Genomic DNA, 16,703 nt, shown 5'->3' with positions numbered 1-16,703 from the left:
TACAAAATTTTGAAAAGAGGCTGCCAATTTTGGCAGCCTCTTTTTTTATACCCACTTCCAATGTCCTTTAATCCAGATTTTTCCTCTTCTGGTCTTTACATAATGTCCACGAATCCAAACCTTCCTTTTGTATGGTTTAGATTTCTTTACTACAATGATGCGTGTGGAATTGGGCTTTTCTATTGCACGTGGCGTATGTGCATTCAAAGTGCTGCTAGCTAATAATAGTCCAAAAATGGCAATAATAATTCTCATGACTGAATGGTTTAATTTATCGTAATTCAGTCCTTAGATAGGGAAACTCAGAAAAGGTTTAATTGGAATTAGTCGAATTGTGTTTCCACGTAGTTGAACTCGATGCCTAAAAGATCTGCATAATCTTCGCCAGCTTCTAGCATATCCTCATCGTCTTCTTCGTAGTACCAGTTAATTGACAGATCAAATCCGCTTTCCTTTACAATATTTAGTTTTCTAAATATGTCAAATAAACACTTTGAAGAGCTTGTATTGAAATATTCAAATTTGAAGTTTGCAATAAGGTTTCTTTTACCATTTCGTCCAAACTCCTCCAGGTCACTTATTAGATTGCTGTAAAACTGAATTGAATTTTCAGGACTTGATTTTCCTCTTAATTCAAGCAACCCGCGATTTGGGTCAAAATATATTAGGGGGGTTATTCTAGTGGGCCTAACAATCAATTTTTCCATAAATCCTCCATCTTCTTTTCTCACAATCGGCTTAGCTGGTTAATGCCGTAAAGTTTCGATTAAGTTGCTTATTATCTTTTGAGGTTCGGGTATAGAAAAGGAGACTGACGAATTTGTCAGAAAATCAACCTTTTCGCATAGTACAAATTTTTCTCCGTCTGCTGAACAGTTTTAAAATTTATTGTACAAGGCATACCTTTTACCTTCCGGCTAATATATTCTTTTCGACTTAGAATATGAATTTAATTATCAAAATGTTTCTTTGCTTTTGATGAGTGCGAGAATAAATGCACTTTTCATTTTTCCATTTGGAGCTTGGCTTATCTTTGATGCATGAGTGATAAAAAGCTTTTGGTAGTTGTAGTAGGACCCACGGCCATAGGTAAAACAGCTGTTACGATTTCTTTGGCGCAACATTTCGGAGGTGAAATTATATCTTCTGATTCTAGGCAGTTTTATAGAGATATGGAGATTGGTACGGCTAAGCCAGATGCCGCTGAAAGAGCGATGGTCACACATCATATGGTAGATTCACATTCTATAGAAGAAGATTATGATGCGGGTGCTTTTGCTTCTGATGCTGAAGACTTACTTAAGCATCTTTTTGATCAAAATGATATACAATTTATGGTGGGTGGATCGGGTCTTTATGTCCGAGCTTTTTGTGAAGGATTAGATGAAATGCCTGAGACCGACCCGGAATTGAGAGGTCAACTCAATCAGGAATTGAAAGCGGAGGGGCTGGAGAATTTATTGAGAGAATTAAAGAGCGTAGACCCTGTGTATTTCGATCAGGTAGATAAGAAGAATCCGCAACGGGTAGTGCGAGGTTTAGAAGTATATCGTTCGACAGGCTTACCTTTTTCTTCTTTCCGACAAGGAGTAAAAACGAAAAAACATCCATTCCATATTTTGAAAATTGGGTTGAATATGGATCGTGAAAAACTCTACGAACGTATCGATCAGAGAATGGATTTGATGATTGAACAAGGCTTGTTTGAGGAGGCTAAGAAATTGTACCCTTTCCGAAGGAATAATGCACTTCAAACGGTGGGATACAAAGAAATCTTCGACTACCTAGATGGTAAATATGACAAAGAAGAAGCGATTCGATTACTCAAAAGAAACTCCCGAAGGTATGCCAAAAGGCAGTTGACTTGGTTTAGAAAAGACACTGAAGTACAATGGTTTGATTCTGATCAGATAGATGAAATGATCCAATTAATCAATTCTCAGATTGTGTAATAAACTTGACTATTTAAAGTCCTTAAAAAACTTTTTATAAATCTTCTGCAATCGATTCTCGCTTTTGTCATTAGTTACTATTAATCCATTCACGGTACCCATAAATACTTTTTCGTATTTTGGATTCTGCCGAATGTCAATAGTGAAATTGGTCATCAGTTCTTTTCTTTCATTTTGCGGTAGTTGAGCACCAAGGGTATCTACTTTGAGTTTTAAAAAAATAAGCAGATCGGGATTTTCGGCTTGTTCAAATCCATTTTTGGACAACGACTCGTGAAGTTTGGACTGAACAGAAGATACTTGAGTGCTTTTTCCTGGATCAGCTTCTTTTTTATTTATTGTGAACGCCGCCAAACGGTAAGTTTTGTATCCAGAAACATCAGTTTGATAGTAATGGTGGCGAAAAGACAATTGTGCCTGAGCAGAAAATATTACAACAAATGAAAAAATAAGGAGGAAAATATTCTTGTACATATCAACAGTGTTTAGGAAATAACAAGATAATAACTGTTGACCATAACCTGCGGACTTATTTTATTACCCTTCTAATAGATTTAATATTTTTCTTATAGTAATCTGCATTCAGATCAGAGATTACCACACCGCGAGAGGAAGAGGTGTGAATGAAATAGGTTCCATCAGGAGTTACTGATGTGATCATCCCACTGTGATACCATTTTTCTCTTTTGTTCTTGAATTTAAAAAACACAATATCTCCTTGGCGGATTCCATTCCAACTTACTTTTTTCCCGTACTTGGATTGTTCTTTGGCGGTTCTGGGTATTTTGTATCCAGCCTGGGCATAAGAGTTTTGCATTAAGGCAGAGCAATCAATGCCGGTTTTTGATGTCCCACCATATTTGTAAGGCGTGCCAGTATAGGTATATGCAGCGTCAACTACATTTTGAATGGACTGCGCTCTTTTTCTTTTCTTTTTTTGAGCCGAAGAGGGTGCAGTTGTAAGAACTATAAAAGCAAGAATTAATAATCCTATTCTATACATATTGAAAATTTTGTACTGATGATCAGTAATGATGCCAAATTTACCAAGTAGTGTTTTTAACGACTATTTCTATTCGGGAATTTTACAATAATTATCTTTGTTGAAATTTTGATGAAAGTTATTATTGCAAATCACAAAAAAGTGAATAGGATGTCTTGGCAACTTGAGGAAGAAGAGCTAGTAGATGTATTAGAAGAAGAGCAGGATGATGAAGGACGCACGCTTGTCGTTTTCAATGATGAAGTGAATTCATTCGATCATGTGATCAATACGTTGATCAAGGTTTGTAAGCACGAGCGTGTTCAAGCAGAGCAATGTACCTATATTATTCATTTCAATGGTAAATGTCAGGTGAAGAAAGGAACCTATGAAAAACTGAAACCTATGAAAGAAGGTATATTGGATGCAGGCATCAATGCGGTGATTAATTAAATAATTGAATGGAATTTCCAAGCGAGTTAATTGAGGAGGCGGTAAAGGAAATATCCAAACTACCGGGGATTGGTAAAAAGACAGCACTAAGGCTGGCACTTCATCTGCTCAAAGAAAATGAAGCAACCACAGAAGGCTTGGCTGCTTCATTGATCAGGTTGAGAAAAGAGACCAAATATTGTGGGACCTGTCATGTTATCTCACACACCACAGATTGCACCTGCAAAACCATCAATCGAGACTTATCTGTTATTTGTGTGGTGGTAGATACACCAGACTTGTTAGCTATTCAAAGTACCGGTCAGTATCAAGGGATGTTTCATGTTCTGGGAGGAGTGATCTCACCGATTGAAGGAGTGGGTCCTGACGATCTGCATATTGATTCTTTGATAGAACGAATCAAATTGTCTGAAGGAGAAGTGAAAGAGGTGATACTCGCACTTAGTGCTACTATGGAAGGAGATACCACTTGCTTCTACCTTTCCAGAAAACTGGAAGAGACCGGGGTGAAGATTACGACCATCGCACGAGGCATACCTGTAGGAGGAGAACTGGAATATGCCGATGAGGTCACTTTGGGAAGAAGCATCGTTACCCGAACCAATTACTCTTCAGGAGAAAATTGATCCAATTTTATCTCTATAGAATTTCGAATTTGGTGACATAATCAACAGATTTTTGGAATTGCATTCAGTAATTCAGTAGATTTTTGAACATATTTTAACGTACCTGTTAAAATTTTTAAGATGAATGCTATGCGATTGGCTTAGAGCTTTTCTACTTTTGTGCTTATAATTTCAAGAAAATCATTCAATGGAACACTTATCGGATAGAATCAAAAACATGGCAGAGTCTGCCACGCTGGCGATGGCTGCCAAAGCTAGAGAATTCAAAGAAAATGGAATAGATGTGATTAGTTTAAGTCTGGGAGAACCAGATTTTAAAACGCCAAAGCACATTCAAGAAGGCGCCAAAGAAGCTATTGATTCTGAAAAATACTTTGCTTACCCACCAGTAAATGGCTACGCTGATTTGAGAAAAGCCATTGTCGAAAAATTCAAGAACGAAAACGGGCTGAACTATACAGCTGACCAGATTGTGGTATCCAATGGAGCCAAACAATCAATAGTTAACGTGATGATGGCGTTGGTAAATCCAGGAGATGAAGTAATTGTACTTTCTCCTTATTGGGTGAGTTATACAGCGGCTATCGAATTGGCTGAAGGAACTCCGGTATTAGTAAAAGGGGGCATTGAAAATGATTTTAAAGCGACTGCCGATCAGGTAAAAGCGGCTTTGACTGATAAAACTAAAGCCATCATATTTTCTTCGCCATGTAATCCAACTGGATCGGTATTTACAAAAGAAGAATTGAGCGCCATTGCCGATGTGTTGAGAGGCACGGATGTGACTGTGATCTCAGATGAGATTTATGAGCATATCAATTTCTCTGGAGCACATGCTAGTATTGGTGCTTTGCCAGGTATGCAGAATCAAACTGTAACTATCAACGGAATGGCTAAAGGATTTGCTATGACTGGTTGGAGAGTAGGGTACATTGGTGCACCTACTTGGATTGCAAAAGCATGTGCTAAAATACAGGGTCAGGTGACTTCTGCTAACTGTAGCATTGCACAACGTGCTACGGTTACAGCATTGACTTCAGACTTAGGTCCAACTAAGGCTATGACTGAGCAATACGGCAAAAGAAGAGAATTGGTATATGGTTTGCTCAACGATATCCCAGGAGTGAAAACAAATATGCCTCAAGGTGCATTCTATTTCTTTCCAGATGTAAGCAGTTACTTTGGAAAGTCTGATGGAACAAAGACGATCAATAATGCAAGTGATCTTTGCTTGTATCTTTTGGAATATGCGCATGTGTCCTTAGTGACAGGCGAGGCTTTTGGGGATCCGGATTGTATCAGATTATCGTATGCAGCATCTGAGAAGAATCTTATAGAAGCACTCAAAAGAGTGAAAGAGACGCTAGCTAAATTGAGCTAAAAAACTACAGAAGGCGGATAGTTGTAAAGAGCAATCCGCCTTTTTTTTCCCATATTTCGACTGATTTACTTAGCTTTATCCCTTGATGAATTCAGTCGGGAATTTTACATCTCTATTAAATACGCCAAGCCACCTTAAACACCTTACACTTGGTCTGTTGATGCTCTGCTTTTTGGGCTCAAATGCTCAAGAATTGCCCAAAGCTCAAAAAGGAATTCTTGATTTGAGGGAATGGGAATTCCAAAAAAACGAACCTGTTTCTTTAGCTGGCGAGTGGGAGTTTTATTGGGAAAGAATCTTATATCCAGCCGATTTTGATTATCTGGAACTTCCAGATACCTACAGAGAATTTCCATTGTTATGGGAGGGAGACATTATTGATCAGGATACTATTACTCCGGTAGGTTTTGCCACACAACGCTTGCAAGTCATAGTCAACTCTGTGACGCCAGAATTGGCGATTAGCATTCCTCATTTTTACTCTTCTTACTTACTCTTTTTGAATGGTGAATATCTAGGTTCCAATGGGCAGGTTGGTATGCATGAGGTGACTTCCAAACCACATTGGCAGTACATGACCAGAGAATTCAAGGTTACATCGGATACGCTCGAGATTGTATTGCAAATATCAAATTACAAACACTCTAGAGGGGGAAGTTCCTACGACATAAAGCTGGGCGAAAAAGTCAAAATGCAAACGATTGAAGGTCGTCAAAAAGCATTCGACCTCATAATGTCTTCTAGTTTGTTTTTCATTGGACTCTTTTTTATGGTCCTATTCTGGTTTGGAAGACATGAAAAGCAAATCTTATATTTTTCACTGTTTTGTCTTTTTTATAGCTATCGTTCAATAGGTTCAGGGAGTTATACACTTCATTCATTATATCCGGAGTTGCCTTGGTTGCTTACACTGAAAGCTGAATACATAACCATGTTTATGGCGGGGCTATTTTTCTCTTTCTATTCTTACTATTTGTACAAAAGAGAGACTTCACGACTGTTCTTGTTATTTGTCACCATCATAAGTGGCACTTTTGTCTTGATTGCGCTCTTTGCTCCAGTCAAGTTTTTCACCAAACTGGTTGGGCCTTATTCTGTCATGATATTGATAGGCTTTGCCTATATGATGTACACGTACGTATTGGCAGTAATCAACAAAAGAGAAGGGTCTTTAATGTCACTGATCAGTTCTTTTTTGCTTTTTTTGGTTATGGGGGCGGTTATCTTGGAGCATTTTGGTTTCATGAAAAATTCGATGCTGTTCTATTTTATAGGGTATCAACAATTTTTCTTTTTCCAATCCATCATACTTTTCTATAGGTACAATCGAAAAATAGAAATGGCCAAAGAGAAAGCGGAGTCAGCTGCTCGATCGCAGTCCGATTTCTTATCTATGATATCACATGAAATCAGGACACCATTGAATGCAGTGATAGGATTGACTAATTATCTAATTGGGGACAAACCAAAAAAACAACATCAAGATGATCTCAAAACGCTGAAATTTTCAGCAGAACATTTGCATGTGCTAATCAATGATGTGCTCGATTATAGTAAGCTCGATGCGGGTAAAATTGAGTTTGAGGAGGTGGATGTAAATGTGGTCGAAATGGCCAGAAACATTACTAAAGGATTTGACAACCGAGCCAAAGAAAAAGACATCTATTTGAACTTTCTGCATGATGAAGAAATTCCGAATTTTATTGTATGCGATGGACTACGTCTAAGTCAGATTTTGACCAATCTGGTAAGCAATGCGATCAAATTTACGGATGAGGGTGGTGTGACACTCAGCATGACAATCATTATGCTTACCAAAGATAGAGTGTCCATTAAGTTTTCTGTAGAAGATTCTGGAATTGGCATACCCAAAGATAAAATCAAGACCATTTTTGATAGTTTCTCACAAGCGTCTACTTCTACCACTCGTGAGTATGGAGGTACTGGATTAGGCTTGTCTATCACTAAACGAATTCTCGATATGCAAAACACGAAAATCAATGTGTTTAGTGTAGAAGGTCAAGGATCCAGATTCTATTTTACTCAAACATTTACAATCAGCGACAATCAAGAAAAAGTGACAGAAAAGATTTCAGAAGTACATAATCAGCTAGAAGGAAAGAATATACTGCTTGTTGAAGATAACCCAGTTAATGTGATGGTTGCTAAGAAATTCTTATCGAGATGGGATATCAGAGTGGATGTGGCTGAAAATGGCCGAGAAGCGTTGGAAAAGACAGCAATTGAATCCTATGATTTAGTTCTGATGGATTTGCAAATGCCCGAAATGGATGGTTATACAGCTTCTGAGGAGTTAAGAAAACGTGGATACACTGTACCTATTCTGGCATTGACTGCTTCTGTGATGCTGGATGTTGGCGATAGAGTATTCAAGTCTGGTATGAATGACTTTATCACCAAACCATTCGACCCGGATGATCTATTCAACAAAATCAAATTACATATAGAAAGAAAAGAGTCGGAAGAAAAAGAAGCTAATTAACTAGGCCTCCAGTTTTTTACAGTTTCAATGAATACTTTCACTTTTTCGGGGTCAATGTCAGGATAGACGCCATGCCCTAAGTTAGCAATGTGGCGCTGACCGCCAAAAGATTCAAGCATTTCTATCGTATGCAATTCTATTTCCTTATCAGTACTGTACAGCACACAAGGGTCTAGATTTCCTTGAAGCGTTTTTTCAGAGCCTATCAATCTTCTGGTAGGTGCCACGGCCATATTCCAGTCCAATCCAATCGTTTCGCAATTCAACTGTCCCATTTGCTTGCGAGCGAAATAAGCACCCTTGGCGAATACAGTAACTGGTACCATGTCGATGGCATCGCAGATTTTAGATATGTATTTCAATCCAAACTCTTGGTATTGCGCTGGAGATAAGATGCCTGCCCATGAATCGAAAATCTGTACCAAATCAGCGCCACACTTGATCTGCATTTGCAAGTACTTGATAGTACTCTCCGTGATCATGTCAAGCAGCTTATGCGAAAGCTCAGGTTCGGTATAGAGCATCTTCTTGGCTTTCGAAAATGTTTTACTTCCTGCACCCTCTACCATATAGGAAAAAATCGTCCAAGGCGCACCTGCAAAACCAATCAATGGCACTCGTCCATTCAATTCCTTTTTGGTGATTTTGATGGCTTCAGCTACATAATCTAAGTCAGCTTCAGGCTCGGCAATTCTAATTTTCTTAAGGTCAGCTTCTGATTGTACTGTATTTTCAAACCAAGGGCCTTTTTTCTCTATCATCTGATAGGGCAAACCCATAGCTTCAGGAATCACCAAAATATCTGAGAAAATAATAGCTGCATCCACGCCAAGGAGGTCTACGGGCTGAATGGTTACCTCAGCAGCCAATTCTGGTGTAGTAGCCAATTCAATGAATCCACTGACGCTTTCACGAACTTTACGATATTCAGGGAGAATTCTTCCTGCCTGGCGCATCAGCCACACAGGAACACGTTCAGTTTCTTCTCCTCTGGCTGCTCTAAGTATAAGGTCGTTTTGTAATATCATAAGGTGCTATTTTCTCCGGCCGCAAAGATAATAGGGGATGGGAGAAATCATGGGAGCGCTAGCAGAAATTAAGCATTGGAATTTTACTGCTTTCTACATAAAATGATATGCTCTCCGTATTTATTTCACTTCAAATTCCAAAATATTTTCATCTTCCAACTTAGCCGCAAGCTTATCTCCAGCTTTCACTAGACCTACACCGTGTGCAGGCGTACCGGAAAGTATAATGTCACCGGGATTCAGAGTCATAAACTGCGAAACGTGTGCGATGATTTGTGGAAGGTTGTACACCATCAAAGAAGAGTTGCCAGTTTGAACACGCTCACCATTTAGATCTAGAGCAAAGTTGATTTCACTTCCAAATTGAGAAATGGGTAAAAATTCTGAGATAGGTGTAGCACCATCAAACCCTTTAGCCAACGCCCAAGGGCCTTTGTTTTCTCTGCTCGCCTTCAAAACATCTTTGGCAGTAAAGTCTATACAAACCGCAACGGCATCTACATACTCCAGTCCATCTGCTTCGCTGATATTTTTCCCTGTTTTCGAAATTCGAAAGGCCAATTCCACTTCATAGGCAACTTCGTTCGATACGGCAGGTATTTCGAAAGGCGCATTGTCCTTCAAGAGTGTCGTTTCAGGTTTGGTGAAGATGATAGGTGCCCACTTCGGTGAAGGCATATCTTCTGCTGTGTTTACGTAGTTTTTTCCTATTCCAATAATGGTCATGACTTATTTTTTTGTGTAGTACAAAACAAAAATAAGTCATTACTATGGTTTCGTTATCGAACACGGTAATTATTTCATTGAATTTATTTACTACTACTTGATTGCATACCCGCGTATTTGTGGAACGATAGGTAAAAACGGAGAATATTGATTGTAGTTTTCAATGCTGACGCTTCTGAACCCGCTTCTTTTTATTAGAGAAGTGGTGTCTCTATTCGTGTGACATCCTTCAAAGAACCAATGCCATGGCTTGTGCAATATGTTTTGAATCAAAGAGAACAAAGTGTGTTCTTTCGCTTTTACATGTTCGATAAATACAAACCGTCCAGAAGGTTTAAGAATACGTTTGACTTGTGTTATACACATTTCAGGGTCGCCTACAGTGCAAAGTACCAAGGTAGAGACCACAAACTCACAAGAATTATCAGGCAAGTCTATGGCCTCACCAATCAACGATTTGATTTTCAAATTGATATCGAATTTTTTCGCAGACTCCCTCAAATTTTCATGCATATGCACATTAGGTTCAATAGCGATGAGATGAGTTCCTTTTCTATAGTATCGCATGTTAGAGCCAGTGCCTGCACCAATTTCGACTATGGTTGAAGGGTGGTCTTTAAAAAGCTTACTTTTCGTTTTGCCAAAAATCCGGTCCATATAACCACTTAACGCTTTGAATATCCAAGCGTTAAGCGGTCCTCTGAAAGAATTGAGTTCAAACTTGGAACTCATGAATGAGAAGATTTAGATACATCTTTTCCTCTAAACATCTCCCATATTCTATTAGAAGCGCCATCGTAAAAACCGGTTGACTTGGCATAGCTTTTCGGGTTTTGGAAAGTTCCAAAGACCATATCAATCAATGGCAGGTCTGCATAGTTGTATCGATGGATATTTCTACCATGATGCAAGGAGTGACTTTCAGGACGCTGAACAATATAACCCAACCATTGAGGGGTTTTAATGTTGGCATGCTGAAAGAAAGCAAGAAAATTGATAACGAAAATATTGGCGGTCACCGCATATGGTGGTAGTCCGACAATCAAAGCAAAACTGACACTACCCACAAGTGTAAACCCAATCATATCCATTGGGCTATGAAATAAGGCGCCATAGCAATCTAATCGTTCGGCACTGTGGTGAACCTGATGAAAGTTTCGCCAAAAGAAATTGTACTTATGCATCAACCTGTGGTAACCGTATTGCACTGTTTCTAAGATGAGAAAGCCAAGGATAGCACTAGGTATTACACCCCACTGACTCAAATCTAATAGTTGGTATTGAGCTAGATATGAATCGGTAAAAAATGGTAAATAGGAGGCAACAAAGAAGAATGCGAAGAAGAATGTTAGACCCTTGATTCGCCAGTACTTGACTTTGGGTAATTTCCTAGCAGGAAATATTTCTTCCCATGCGACAAGAAATGCATAGGCAGCTAAGACATATAAAGAAAGTGGGTCCAATAAAATATCGATTGGACTCGGTAATTGTGAAATAATATTTTCCATGATCCTTTTGTTTATTTTGATATCACAAAGGAACGTGGGATATGATTTTCAAGCGAAAAAAAGGACTTGACCTATGTTAGGAATTTAGCTTTTTCCGGATTCTACTGAGGCTTTCCGGGTGTATGCCGAGGTATTTAGCAATTTTATTAACGGGTATTTGTGAGATGTACTTCGAATGAGTAGCAAACATTTCGGCGTATTTTTCTTCAGCTGTTTTGGTGAGTAGGTCTTTTTCTCTATTCGATTTTCTGATGTAGCCTTGTTCAGTAAGTACCCTGCCAAATTGATTGGCTTCAAGCGAATCCTTGTATGCTTCGATAAGATCTGCTCTTCTGATGAACTCCATATGTACTTCTGTCAGTGCTTTGATCTGAACATCAGTGGGCTGCTGAGTAAGAAAAGAGGTGAACCCACAAACCATTTCGTTTTCAAAAAAGAAGTCTATGATCTTTTCAGTCATATAACTTTTGATGTTCATCTCTAAGATGCCTGATTGGATAAAATAGACATTTTCCTCTACTTGTCCATAGTCGGTTACTACAGCTCCTTTTTGTATGTGCAAAGTGCTGACAGGAAAAGGTAGTTTAGTGAAATCAGCAGGTACTTTTATTACTGATTGGAAAAAATCTGTAAAATTCATGATTATTATTAGTAACCGATTTACAGATTAAAAATAGAACATTTAAAGATTACCTCCTCCTTCCTCCACCGGTTTTCTTCTTATTCCGATTGGCAAAAAACTCCTGTTTACGGCGCTGCTTTTCTTTGTTCCATTCCTTTTTCTCATCTTCGGTCATGGGCTTGTCCGTTTGGGGAAATGGATTGTTTTTGATGACCTGGAGTGTAGTCTTGGTCAACTTTTCAATAGCCTTGATTCGGCTATTTTCTTCTGGCTCACATAGTGATAAGGCATGGCCAGCTTCTCCAGCACGTCCGGATCGGCCTATTCTATGTACATAGGTTTCAGCCTCTTCTGGAATGTCGAAATTAATAACATACTTAAGTTTATCTATGTCAATACCACGGGCTGCGATGTCGGTTGCCACTAGAACTCTGATTTTTCCTGCTTTGAAATCTTTAAGCGCTCGTTGTCTCTGATTTTGAGCTTTGTCGCCATGTATGGCCGCTGACTTAATTTTCTTCTTATGCAGATCACGAGCTATCCGGTCTGCTCCGTGCTTGGTTCGGCTAAAGACCAATACCTGATCAATTTTCTGATCTGTAAGAATATGCAGTAGGAGCTTTTTCTTGTCTGTCCTATTGGTGTAAAATACAAACTGCTGGATGGTCTCCGCAGTGGAGGACACAGGATTTACTTCTATTTTCTTAGGGTTGGTCAGAATTTCATTGGCCAACTTCAAGATGCTCTTCGGCATAGTAGCTGAGAAGAAAAGAGATTGTCTTTTCTTGGGTAAGTAGGTGAGGAGCTTCTTCACGTCATTCACAAAACCCATATCGAGCATACGATCCGCTTCATCCAATACAAATATTTTAATTTGCTCTAAGGAAATATAACCCTGACTGATCAGGTCTAGTAGTCGACCAGGTGTGGCTACCAAAAGATGAACACCCTTTTTGAGTTGATCGACCTGTTGACCTTGTTTTACACCTCCAAAAATTACCGCGTGTTTGAGGTTTGTGTATTTGCTGTAAAGTCTGATGTTGTCTTCAATCTGTATAGCTAGTTCGCGCGTAGGTGTCACGATGAGCGAAAGTAATTGTGGTTTGCCTCCTTTTCCACCTTCTATTTCGTGGATACGCTGGATGATAGGGATGGCAAAAGCTGCGGTCTTTCCAGTTCCCGTCTGAGCGGAGCCTAAGACATCATTTCGATCCAAAACCAACGGAATGGCTTTTTCTTGGATGGCTGTAGGTTCTGTGTAATTTTTATCTTTAAGCGCCTTTAAAATCGGCGCTATGAGTGGCAATTCTTCGAATTTCATTATATGCTATAAAGTGCTGAAATGCACTTTTGGCATTTCTTTGTGATGCAAAGGTAGACAATGGGACAACCAATCGATCAGTATTTAAAGAATTGATTTATAGCTAAGAGATTAATAGTTATCTGAATCTTCTTCTTATTTCAGTTCTATGGCCTTGCCGTTTGCTAATATTCTGTAATAGTTTCCGTTTTCAATTAATAGCCCTTCAGATTCGATCTTAGGAAAGTATTCGTAATGATCCGCTGGGTGTTTTACATCTATCCCTATTACTTTTCCATTATACTTTCGATTGACTTCTGATTGAATGGTATGACCTACAACAACAGTTTTGGCTCCAAATTGATCCAACCCATGTTTCACTTTTTCATGAGATAAGTCTGAATAAAAATATCCGCGGTACCAGTATGGAGCAGTTTGAGAATCAATCAACAGGTCTTCATTTTTTTCTCTATTGAGTTTACGATAATAAGGTGTGAAATAGTTAGCCCTAATGAGTTGATTCATTTCATCCAATTCTATATTCATATCCTTAATTTGAGGGCTAATGCCGGCATGAACAAACAAATTTCCATTGATTAGTTCCATAGTATTCTTGCTTTCTAGCCATCGGCCTAAGAATGAGTTTTTACCGTAAAATTCGAACTGTTTTCTACCTAAAATAGATGCTATGTGATGATATTTTAGTTTGGCGAATCTATGATCTCCTTGCATATTCATGATTTCGTGATTTCCTAAAATGTAGTGCACATTTCCCCCTTTTGATTTTGCATCTTGTTCAAGTTTATAGATGAACCACAAAACTTGAGTGGAGAAGTAACTTCTGTCTATAAAGTCACCCAATAGCACTAAGTGGTTTTTACCAAAAGTCCAATTGAGTCTTTCATCTACCACACGGCTATTGATAAGAAAATCTCGAAACGTCTTGTAATTACTTTCAATATCGGAGATAGCCAGAATTTTTTGAGAATCAGAATAAATGGATCCAGGAATTTTAAAGTCCAGATTCAAACCGAAGTTAAAGCTGGTCGAATCTAACGGGTAATAGCAGTTTAAGGATGGGGTAGAATCCGTATTGTACTCCTTATTTATGCCTTCAAACCCTTTCTCGCTGTCACCTTTTATGTAGTTAACACTTAGAACGCTATCATTTTTGAAAAATACATATGGTCCTTCATTATTCCATTTGTCGACTAAGTTGTTTCGACTATGTTTGATCGATTTTCCGGATAGAAGCCCAAAAAGTATAAATAGAGCGATCGCTCCTAGCGCTGTAAAAAACAGGTGTTTCAAGTAATTTGTTAATTGTTGTTTCATGAATGTTGATTGGAGTGAACTATGCAATCATGGATACATAGTTCTAGGTAATAAATCATATTATATTAAATGAGATTTTCTCTTTGCTTTTTGATAAATATTCAAAGTCAAAGAAGAACTACAATTTTTCGACTATTAGCTATTCCTTTTCAAAGAGGCAGTAGCTATACCAGCCAAAATCAATAACACGCCGCCAGTTCGGTTCATGATTTGAATGATACGACTGTTTTGTATGGTGGTGCGGAGTTTTCCTGCCAATAACGCATATACGGAATTGATAGGCAAAACCAGCAGTGCAAACGTGCCTCCCAGAATAAACATTTGAGGAATCACGTGTTCACGTGGAGAGATGAACTGTGGCATAAAGGCCATATAGAAAATAATGCCCTTGGGATTGAGTAGAGATACTGTGAAAGATTGAATAAGTATTTTAGTTTTACTCACTTTGTTTCCTTCAATCTTAACTTCAGATGGCTTTGGAGAGTTTCTCCAAAGCATTATACCGAGATAAACCAAGTAGACAGCTCCTATCCATTTGGTTAGGTCAAACAATAAAGAAGAGGCTGCTAGGAGGCTACCAAGCCCAATAAAAGAAAGAATCATAGCAACTATCGCTCCTGGTACTACTCCGAACACAGTAAACAAAGAATGTTTAGTTCCATGACGCAGGCCATAGGCCATCACCATGAGGTTGTTGGGGCCAGGAATACTAATAAGAACAGCAGATGTAAAAGTAAAGGCTAGCCAGGTTTCAAATGACATAAAACATCAGTTTAGGTTAATAATTGGTACTCACGTTTATGAGCTTCTAGAACCATACGACTTGAGACCTGATTTGGTTTTCCTGAAACTCTAAAATCCTGTAGGCAAATCCAATATTTTCCACTTCTGCTTTTTCCGAATGCCTCTTGATCTGAATGCTAGCTGCTGGCGTAACGGTTTGGCGAATGTGTTCGCTAGTTTGTTCGTCATCAAGATGCAAATGCCCGCAGAAAATATGGATGGGTTGCGTGCGAGATTTGAGCAAATTGAATACTTGTTTATCGCCGGCAAGTGGAAACGCTAGGTGAGGGGTAGTGTTGGTCGGCAAAATGGGGTGATGAGCAAAAAGGAGAGTGGGCAGATCAGTTTGTAGTTCGGCCTCTAACCAATCGAGTTGAACTTGGCTGATAGTATCGGTGGAGGTATCTAGATATATGGATTTGAATCCATTGTTTTCTTCGCTCCAGTACCATTCCTTTTTGTCAACTATTGCGATTGGTCTTTTCGCCTTAATTACTTCATCGAAGTTTTCGTGGTGCCCAATATCACTTTGTACTCCAAACCACTTTGGTCTAGAGAATCAAAGAATTGCTGATGGGCTGATGGAGCGCCAATATCGCCGAGGAATATCATTTGATCAATGCCTCTGGACTGAATGTCTTTAAGAATGACTTTCCAATTTTTCCAGGAGGAGACACCTTGTTCGGAGACCCAACTTTCCTCAGCATGCAGGTCGGTTACTATGGCTAGTTTCATTCTGGTTTCTTCTTGTAATATCTTGGTTTTCCGGGCTCTCGTTTGGGCTTTACTCTCCGGCTATAACCTCGTTTTAAAACATGCAGGTAGAATCGCTCCACTTTTTCTCGAGCCCAAGGTGTTTTACGCAAAAACTTCAAACTGGATTTGATCGATGGATCATAAGTGAAGCATCGAATATTTACTTCTTCACCCAGATATTCCCACCCTACATTTTCGACCAGATAATCTAATATGTCAGCAAGTTTGACACCGTGAAGTGGATTGTTTATTTGTTCGTGATCACTCATTTTCTATTCGAGTAGAGTGCATCATTTTGAGTTTCCATTTTTCATCTTCTCTCACGGCAACTACGCTTTCGAGCCAGTGCATTCGGTGCACTATTTCTTCATCCTTGGTCCATATCGCCCAGTTCTTATAGGCAGCCCATATCATATCTCCTGATTTTTCCATTTTGATGAATTCAAAACGATTGGTTCGGATAGCCCTGTCTGAGTTTTGTAATGCTTTAGTGATGTAGTATTGAATGGTGTCATTGTTCCACACTTCGCCATGTTCTAACAGGACAAAGTCGGGTGTTAGATAGGTATCCATTTTGGTGGAATCGTAATCAGATAGTAGGCTTTGGAAGGTATCAATAACCAGTTGCTGTACAGCAGTTTGTTCTTTTTTGCTTGGTTGAGTTTGAGCTTTAGCAAGACAAGGAAGCGCAAATAAGGTAATGATGAGTAATTGTTTCATAAGATTGGATTTTGCTTTGAGCAAATAT

21 protein-coding genes are annotated in these 16,703 nt (G+C 38.9%); 5 read left to right on the top strand and 16 right to left on the bottom strand.

What is annotated here, in order from left to right:
* Nucleotides 1-45: 45 nt before the first annotated feature.
* On the bottom strand, nucleotides 46-255 hold the full coding sequence (locus ACOQO5_RS05860; RefSeq protein ID WP_420580754.1) for a hypothetical protein: 210 nt from the start codon (nucleotides 253-255) through the stop codon (nucleotides 46-48).
* 68 nt (nucleotides 256-323) lie between these two features.
* Nucleotides 324-731: a DUF1987 domain-containing protein gene (locus ACOQO5_RS05855; protein WP_420580753.1), complete on the bottom strand. Its 408-nt coding sequence runs from the start codon at nucleotides 729-731 to the stop codon at nucleotides 324-326.
* Nucleotides 732-1,040: 309 nt separating this feature from the next.
* Here ACOQO5_RS05855 and miaA point away from each other — a divergent pair, with 309 nt between their 5' ends.
* Nucleotides 1,041-1,952, top strand: coding sequence for a tRNA (adenosine(37)-N6)-dimethylallyltransferase MiaA (gene miaA / locus ACOQO5_RS05850; protein ID WP_420580752.1), 912 nt, complete (start codon nucleotides 1,041-1,043; stop codon nucleotides 1,950-1,952).
* 9 nt (nucleotides 1,953-1,961) lie between these two features.
* Here the strand turns inward: miaA and ACOQO5_RS05845 are convergent, their stop codons facing one another.
* Nucleotides 1,962-2,426 (bottom strand): DUF4136 domain-containing protein, encoded by a 465-nt coding sequence (locus tag ACOQO5_RS05845; RefSeq protein WP_420580751.1) that lies wholly within the window; start codon nucleotides 2,424-2,426, stop codon nucleotides 1,962-1,964.
* A gap of 55 nt (nucleotides 2,427-2,481) precedes the next feature.
* On the bottom strand, nucleotides 2,482-2,955 hold the full coding sequence (locus ACOQO5_RS05840; protein WP_420580750.1) for a C40 family peptidase: 474 nt from the start codon (nucleotides 2,953-2,955) through the stop codon (nucleotides 2,482-2,484).
* A gap of 150 nt (nucleotides 2,956-3,105) precedes the next feature.
* Between ACOQO5_RS05840 and ACOQO5_RS05835 the strand changes: the two genes are divergently transcribed.
* The 4 genes from ACOQO5_RS05835 to ACOQO5_RS05820 all read left to right on the top strand — a co-directional run bounded on the left by ACOQO5_RS05835 (nucleotide 3,106) and on the right by ACOQO5_RS05820 (nucleotide 7,897).
* Nucleotides 3,106-3,387: an ATP-dependent Clp protease adaptor ClpS gene (locus tag ACOQO5_RS05835; protein WP_420580749.1), complete on the top strand. Its 282-nt coding sequence runs from the start codon at nucleotides 3,106-3,108 to the stop codon at nucleotides 3,385-3,387.
* An 8-nt stretch (nucleotides 3,388-3,395) separates the two neighbouring features.
* On the top strand, nucleotides 3,396-4,013 hold the full coding sequence (recR, locus tag ACOQO5_RS05830; protein ID WP_420580748.1) for a recombination mediator RecR: 618 nt from the start codon (nucleotides 3,396-3,398) through the stop codon (nucleotides 4,011-4,013).
* Between the two features lie 187 nt (nucleotides 4,014-4,200).
* Nucleotides 4,201-5,394, top strand: a complete 1,194-nt coding sequence (locus ACOQO5_RS05825) for a pyridoxal phosphate-dependent aminotransferase (protein ID WP_420580747.1) — start codon at nucleotides 4,201-4,203, stop codon at nucleotides 5,392-5,394.
* 85 nt (nucleotides 5,395-5,479) lie between these two features.
* A complete protein-coding gene (locus tag ACOQO5_RS05820) occupies nucleotides 5,480-7,897 on the top strand; it encodes a response regulator (RefSeq protein ID WP_420580746.1) in 2,418 nt (805 codons plus the stop codon).
* Here ACOQO5_RS05820 and hemE read toward each other — a convergent pair.
* The 12 genes from hemE to ACOQO5_RS05760 form a co-directional block, all read right to left on the bottom strand.
* Nucleotides 7,894-8,925 (bottom strand): uroporphyrinogen decarboxylase, encoded by a 1,032-nt coding sequence (gene hemE, locus ACOQO5_RS05815; RefSeq protein ID WP_420580745.1) that lies wholly within the window; start codon nucleotides 8,923-8,925, stop codon nucleotides 7,894-7,896. The genes ACOQO5_RS05820 and hemE overlap by 4 nt on opposite strands.
* Before the next feature lie 120 nt (nucleotides 8,926-9,045).
* The gene (locus ACOQO5_RS05810) at nucleotides 9,046-9,651 is read right to left on the bottom strand and encodes a fumarylacetoacetate hydrolase family protein (protein WP_420580744.1); all 606 of its coding nucleotides are present in this window, start codon (nucleotides 9,649-9,651) and stop codon (nucleotides 9,046-9,048) included.
* A gap of 93 nt (nucleotides 9,652-9,744) precedes the next feature.
* Nucleotides 9,745-10,383 (bottom strand): class I SAM-dependent methyltransferase, encoded by a 639-nt coding sequence (locus tag ACOQO5_RS05805; RefSeq protein WP_420580743.1) that lies wholly within the window; start codon nucleotides 10,381-10,383, stop codon nucleotides 9,745-9,747.
* Entirely contained in the window at nucleotides 10,380-11,159 is a 780-nt protein-coding gene (locus ACOQO5_RS05800; protein WP_420580742.1) for a sterol desaturase family protein, read from the bottom strand. The genes ACOQO5_RS05805 and ACOQO5_RS05800 overlap by 4 nt, the downstream gene beginning before the upstream one ends.
* A 76-nt stretch (nucleotides 11,160-11,235) precedes the next feature.
* Nucleotides 11,236-11,799, bottom strand: coding sequence for a Crp/Fnr family transcriptional regulator (locus ACOQO5_RS05795; protein ID WP_420580741.1), 564 nt, complete (start codon nucleotides 11,797-11,799; stop codon nucleotides 11,236-11,238).
* 49 nt (nucleotides 11,800-11,848) lie between these two features.
* On the bottom strand, nucleotides 11,849-13,102 hold the full coding sequence (locus tag ACOQO5_RS05790; RefSeq protein ID WP_420580740.1) for a DEAD/DEAH box helicase: 1,254 nt from the start codon (nucleotides 13,100-13,102) through the stop codon (nucleotides 11,849-11,851).
* A gap of 135 nt (nucleotides 13,103-13,237) precedes the next feature.
* Complete coding sequence (locus ACOQO5_RS05785; RefSeq protein ID WP_420580739.1) at nucleotides 13,238-14,416, bottom strand: metallophosphoesterase; 1,179 nt, start codon at nucleotides 14,414-14,416, stop codon at nucleotides 13,238-13,240.
* A 135-nt stretch (nucleotides 14,417-14,551) separates the two neighbouring features.
* Entirely contained in the window at nucleotides 14,552-15,178 is a 627-nt protein-coding gene (locus ACOQO5_RS05780) for a LysE family translocator (protein ID WP_420580738.1), read from the bottom strand.
* 46 nt (nucleotides 15,179-15,224) lie between these two features.
* Nucleotides 15,225-15,506: a hypothetical protein gene (locus ACOQO5_RS05775; RefSeq protein WP_420580737.1), complete on the bottom strand. Its 282-nt coding sequence runs from the start codon at nucleotides 15,504-15,506 to the stop codon at nucleotides 15,225-15,227.
* Between the two features lie 185 nt (nucleotides 15,507-15,691).
* On the bottom strand, nucleotides 15,692-15,934 hold the full coding sequence (locus ACOQO5_RS05770) for a hypothetical protein (RefSeq protein WP_420580736.1): 243 nt from the start codon (nucleotides 15,932-15,934) through the stop codon (nucleotides 15,692-15,694).
* Complete coding sequence (locus ACOQO5_RS05765; protein ID WP_420580735.1) at nucleotides 15,931-16,224, bottom strand: VF530 family DNA-binding protein; 294 nt, start codon at nucleotides 16,222-16,224, stop codon at nucleotides 15,931-15,933. The genes ACOQO5_RS05770 and ACOQO5_RS05765 overlap by 4 nt, the downstream gene beginning before the upstream one ends.
* Complete coding sequence (locus tag ACOQO5_RS05760; RefSeq protein ID WP_420580734.1) at nucleotides 16,217-16,675, bottom strand: nuclear transport factor 2 family protein; 459 nt, start codon at nucleotides 16,673-16,675, stop codon at nucleotides 16,217-16,219. Before ACOQO5_RS05760 ends, ACOQO5_RS05765 begins: the two co-directional genes overlap by 8 nt.
* Nucleotides 16,676-16,703: the final 28 nt, after the last annotated feature.

This window comes from Reichenbachiella sp., assembly GCF_965223055.1.
Taxonomy (GTDB): Bacteria; Bacteroidota; Bacteroidia; order Cytophagales; family Cyclobacteriaceae; genus Reichenbachiella.
The sequence above is the reverse complement of the archived record's forward strand: the minus strand, read 5'-3'. Positions and strand labels throughout refer to the sequence as shown.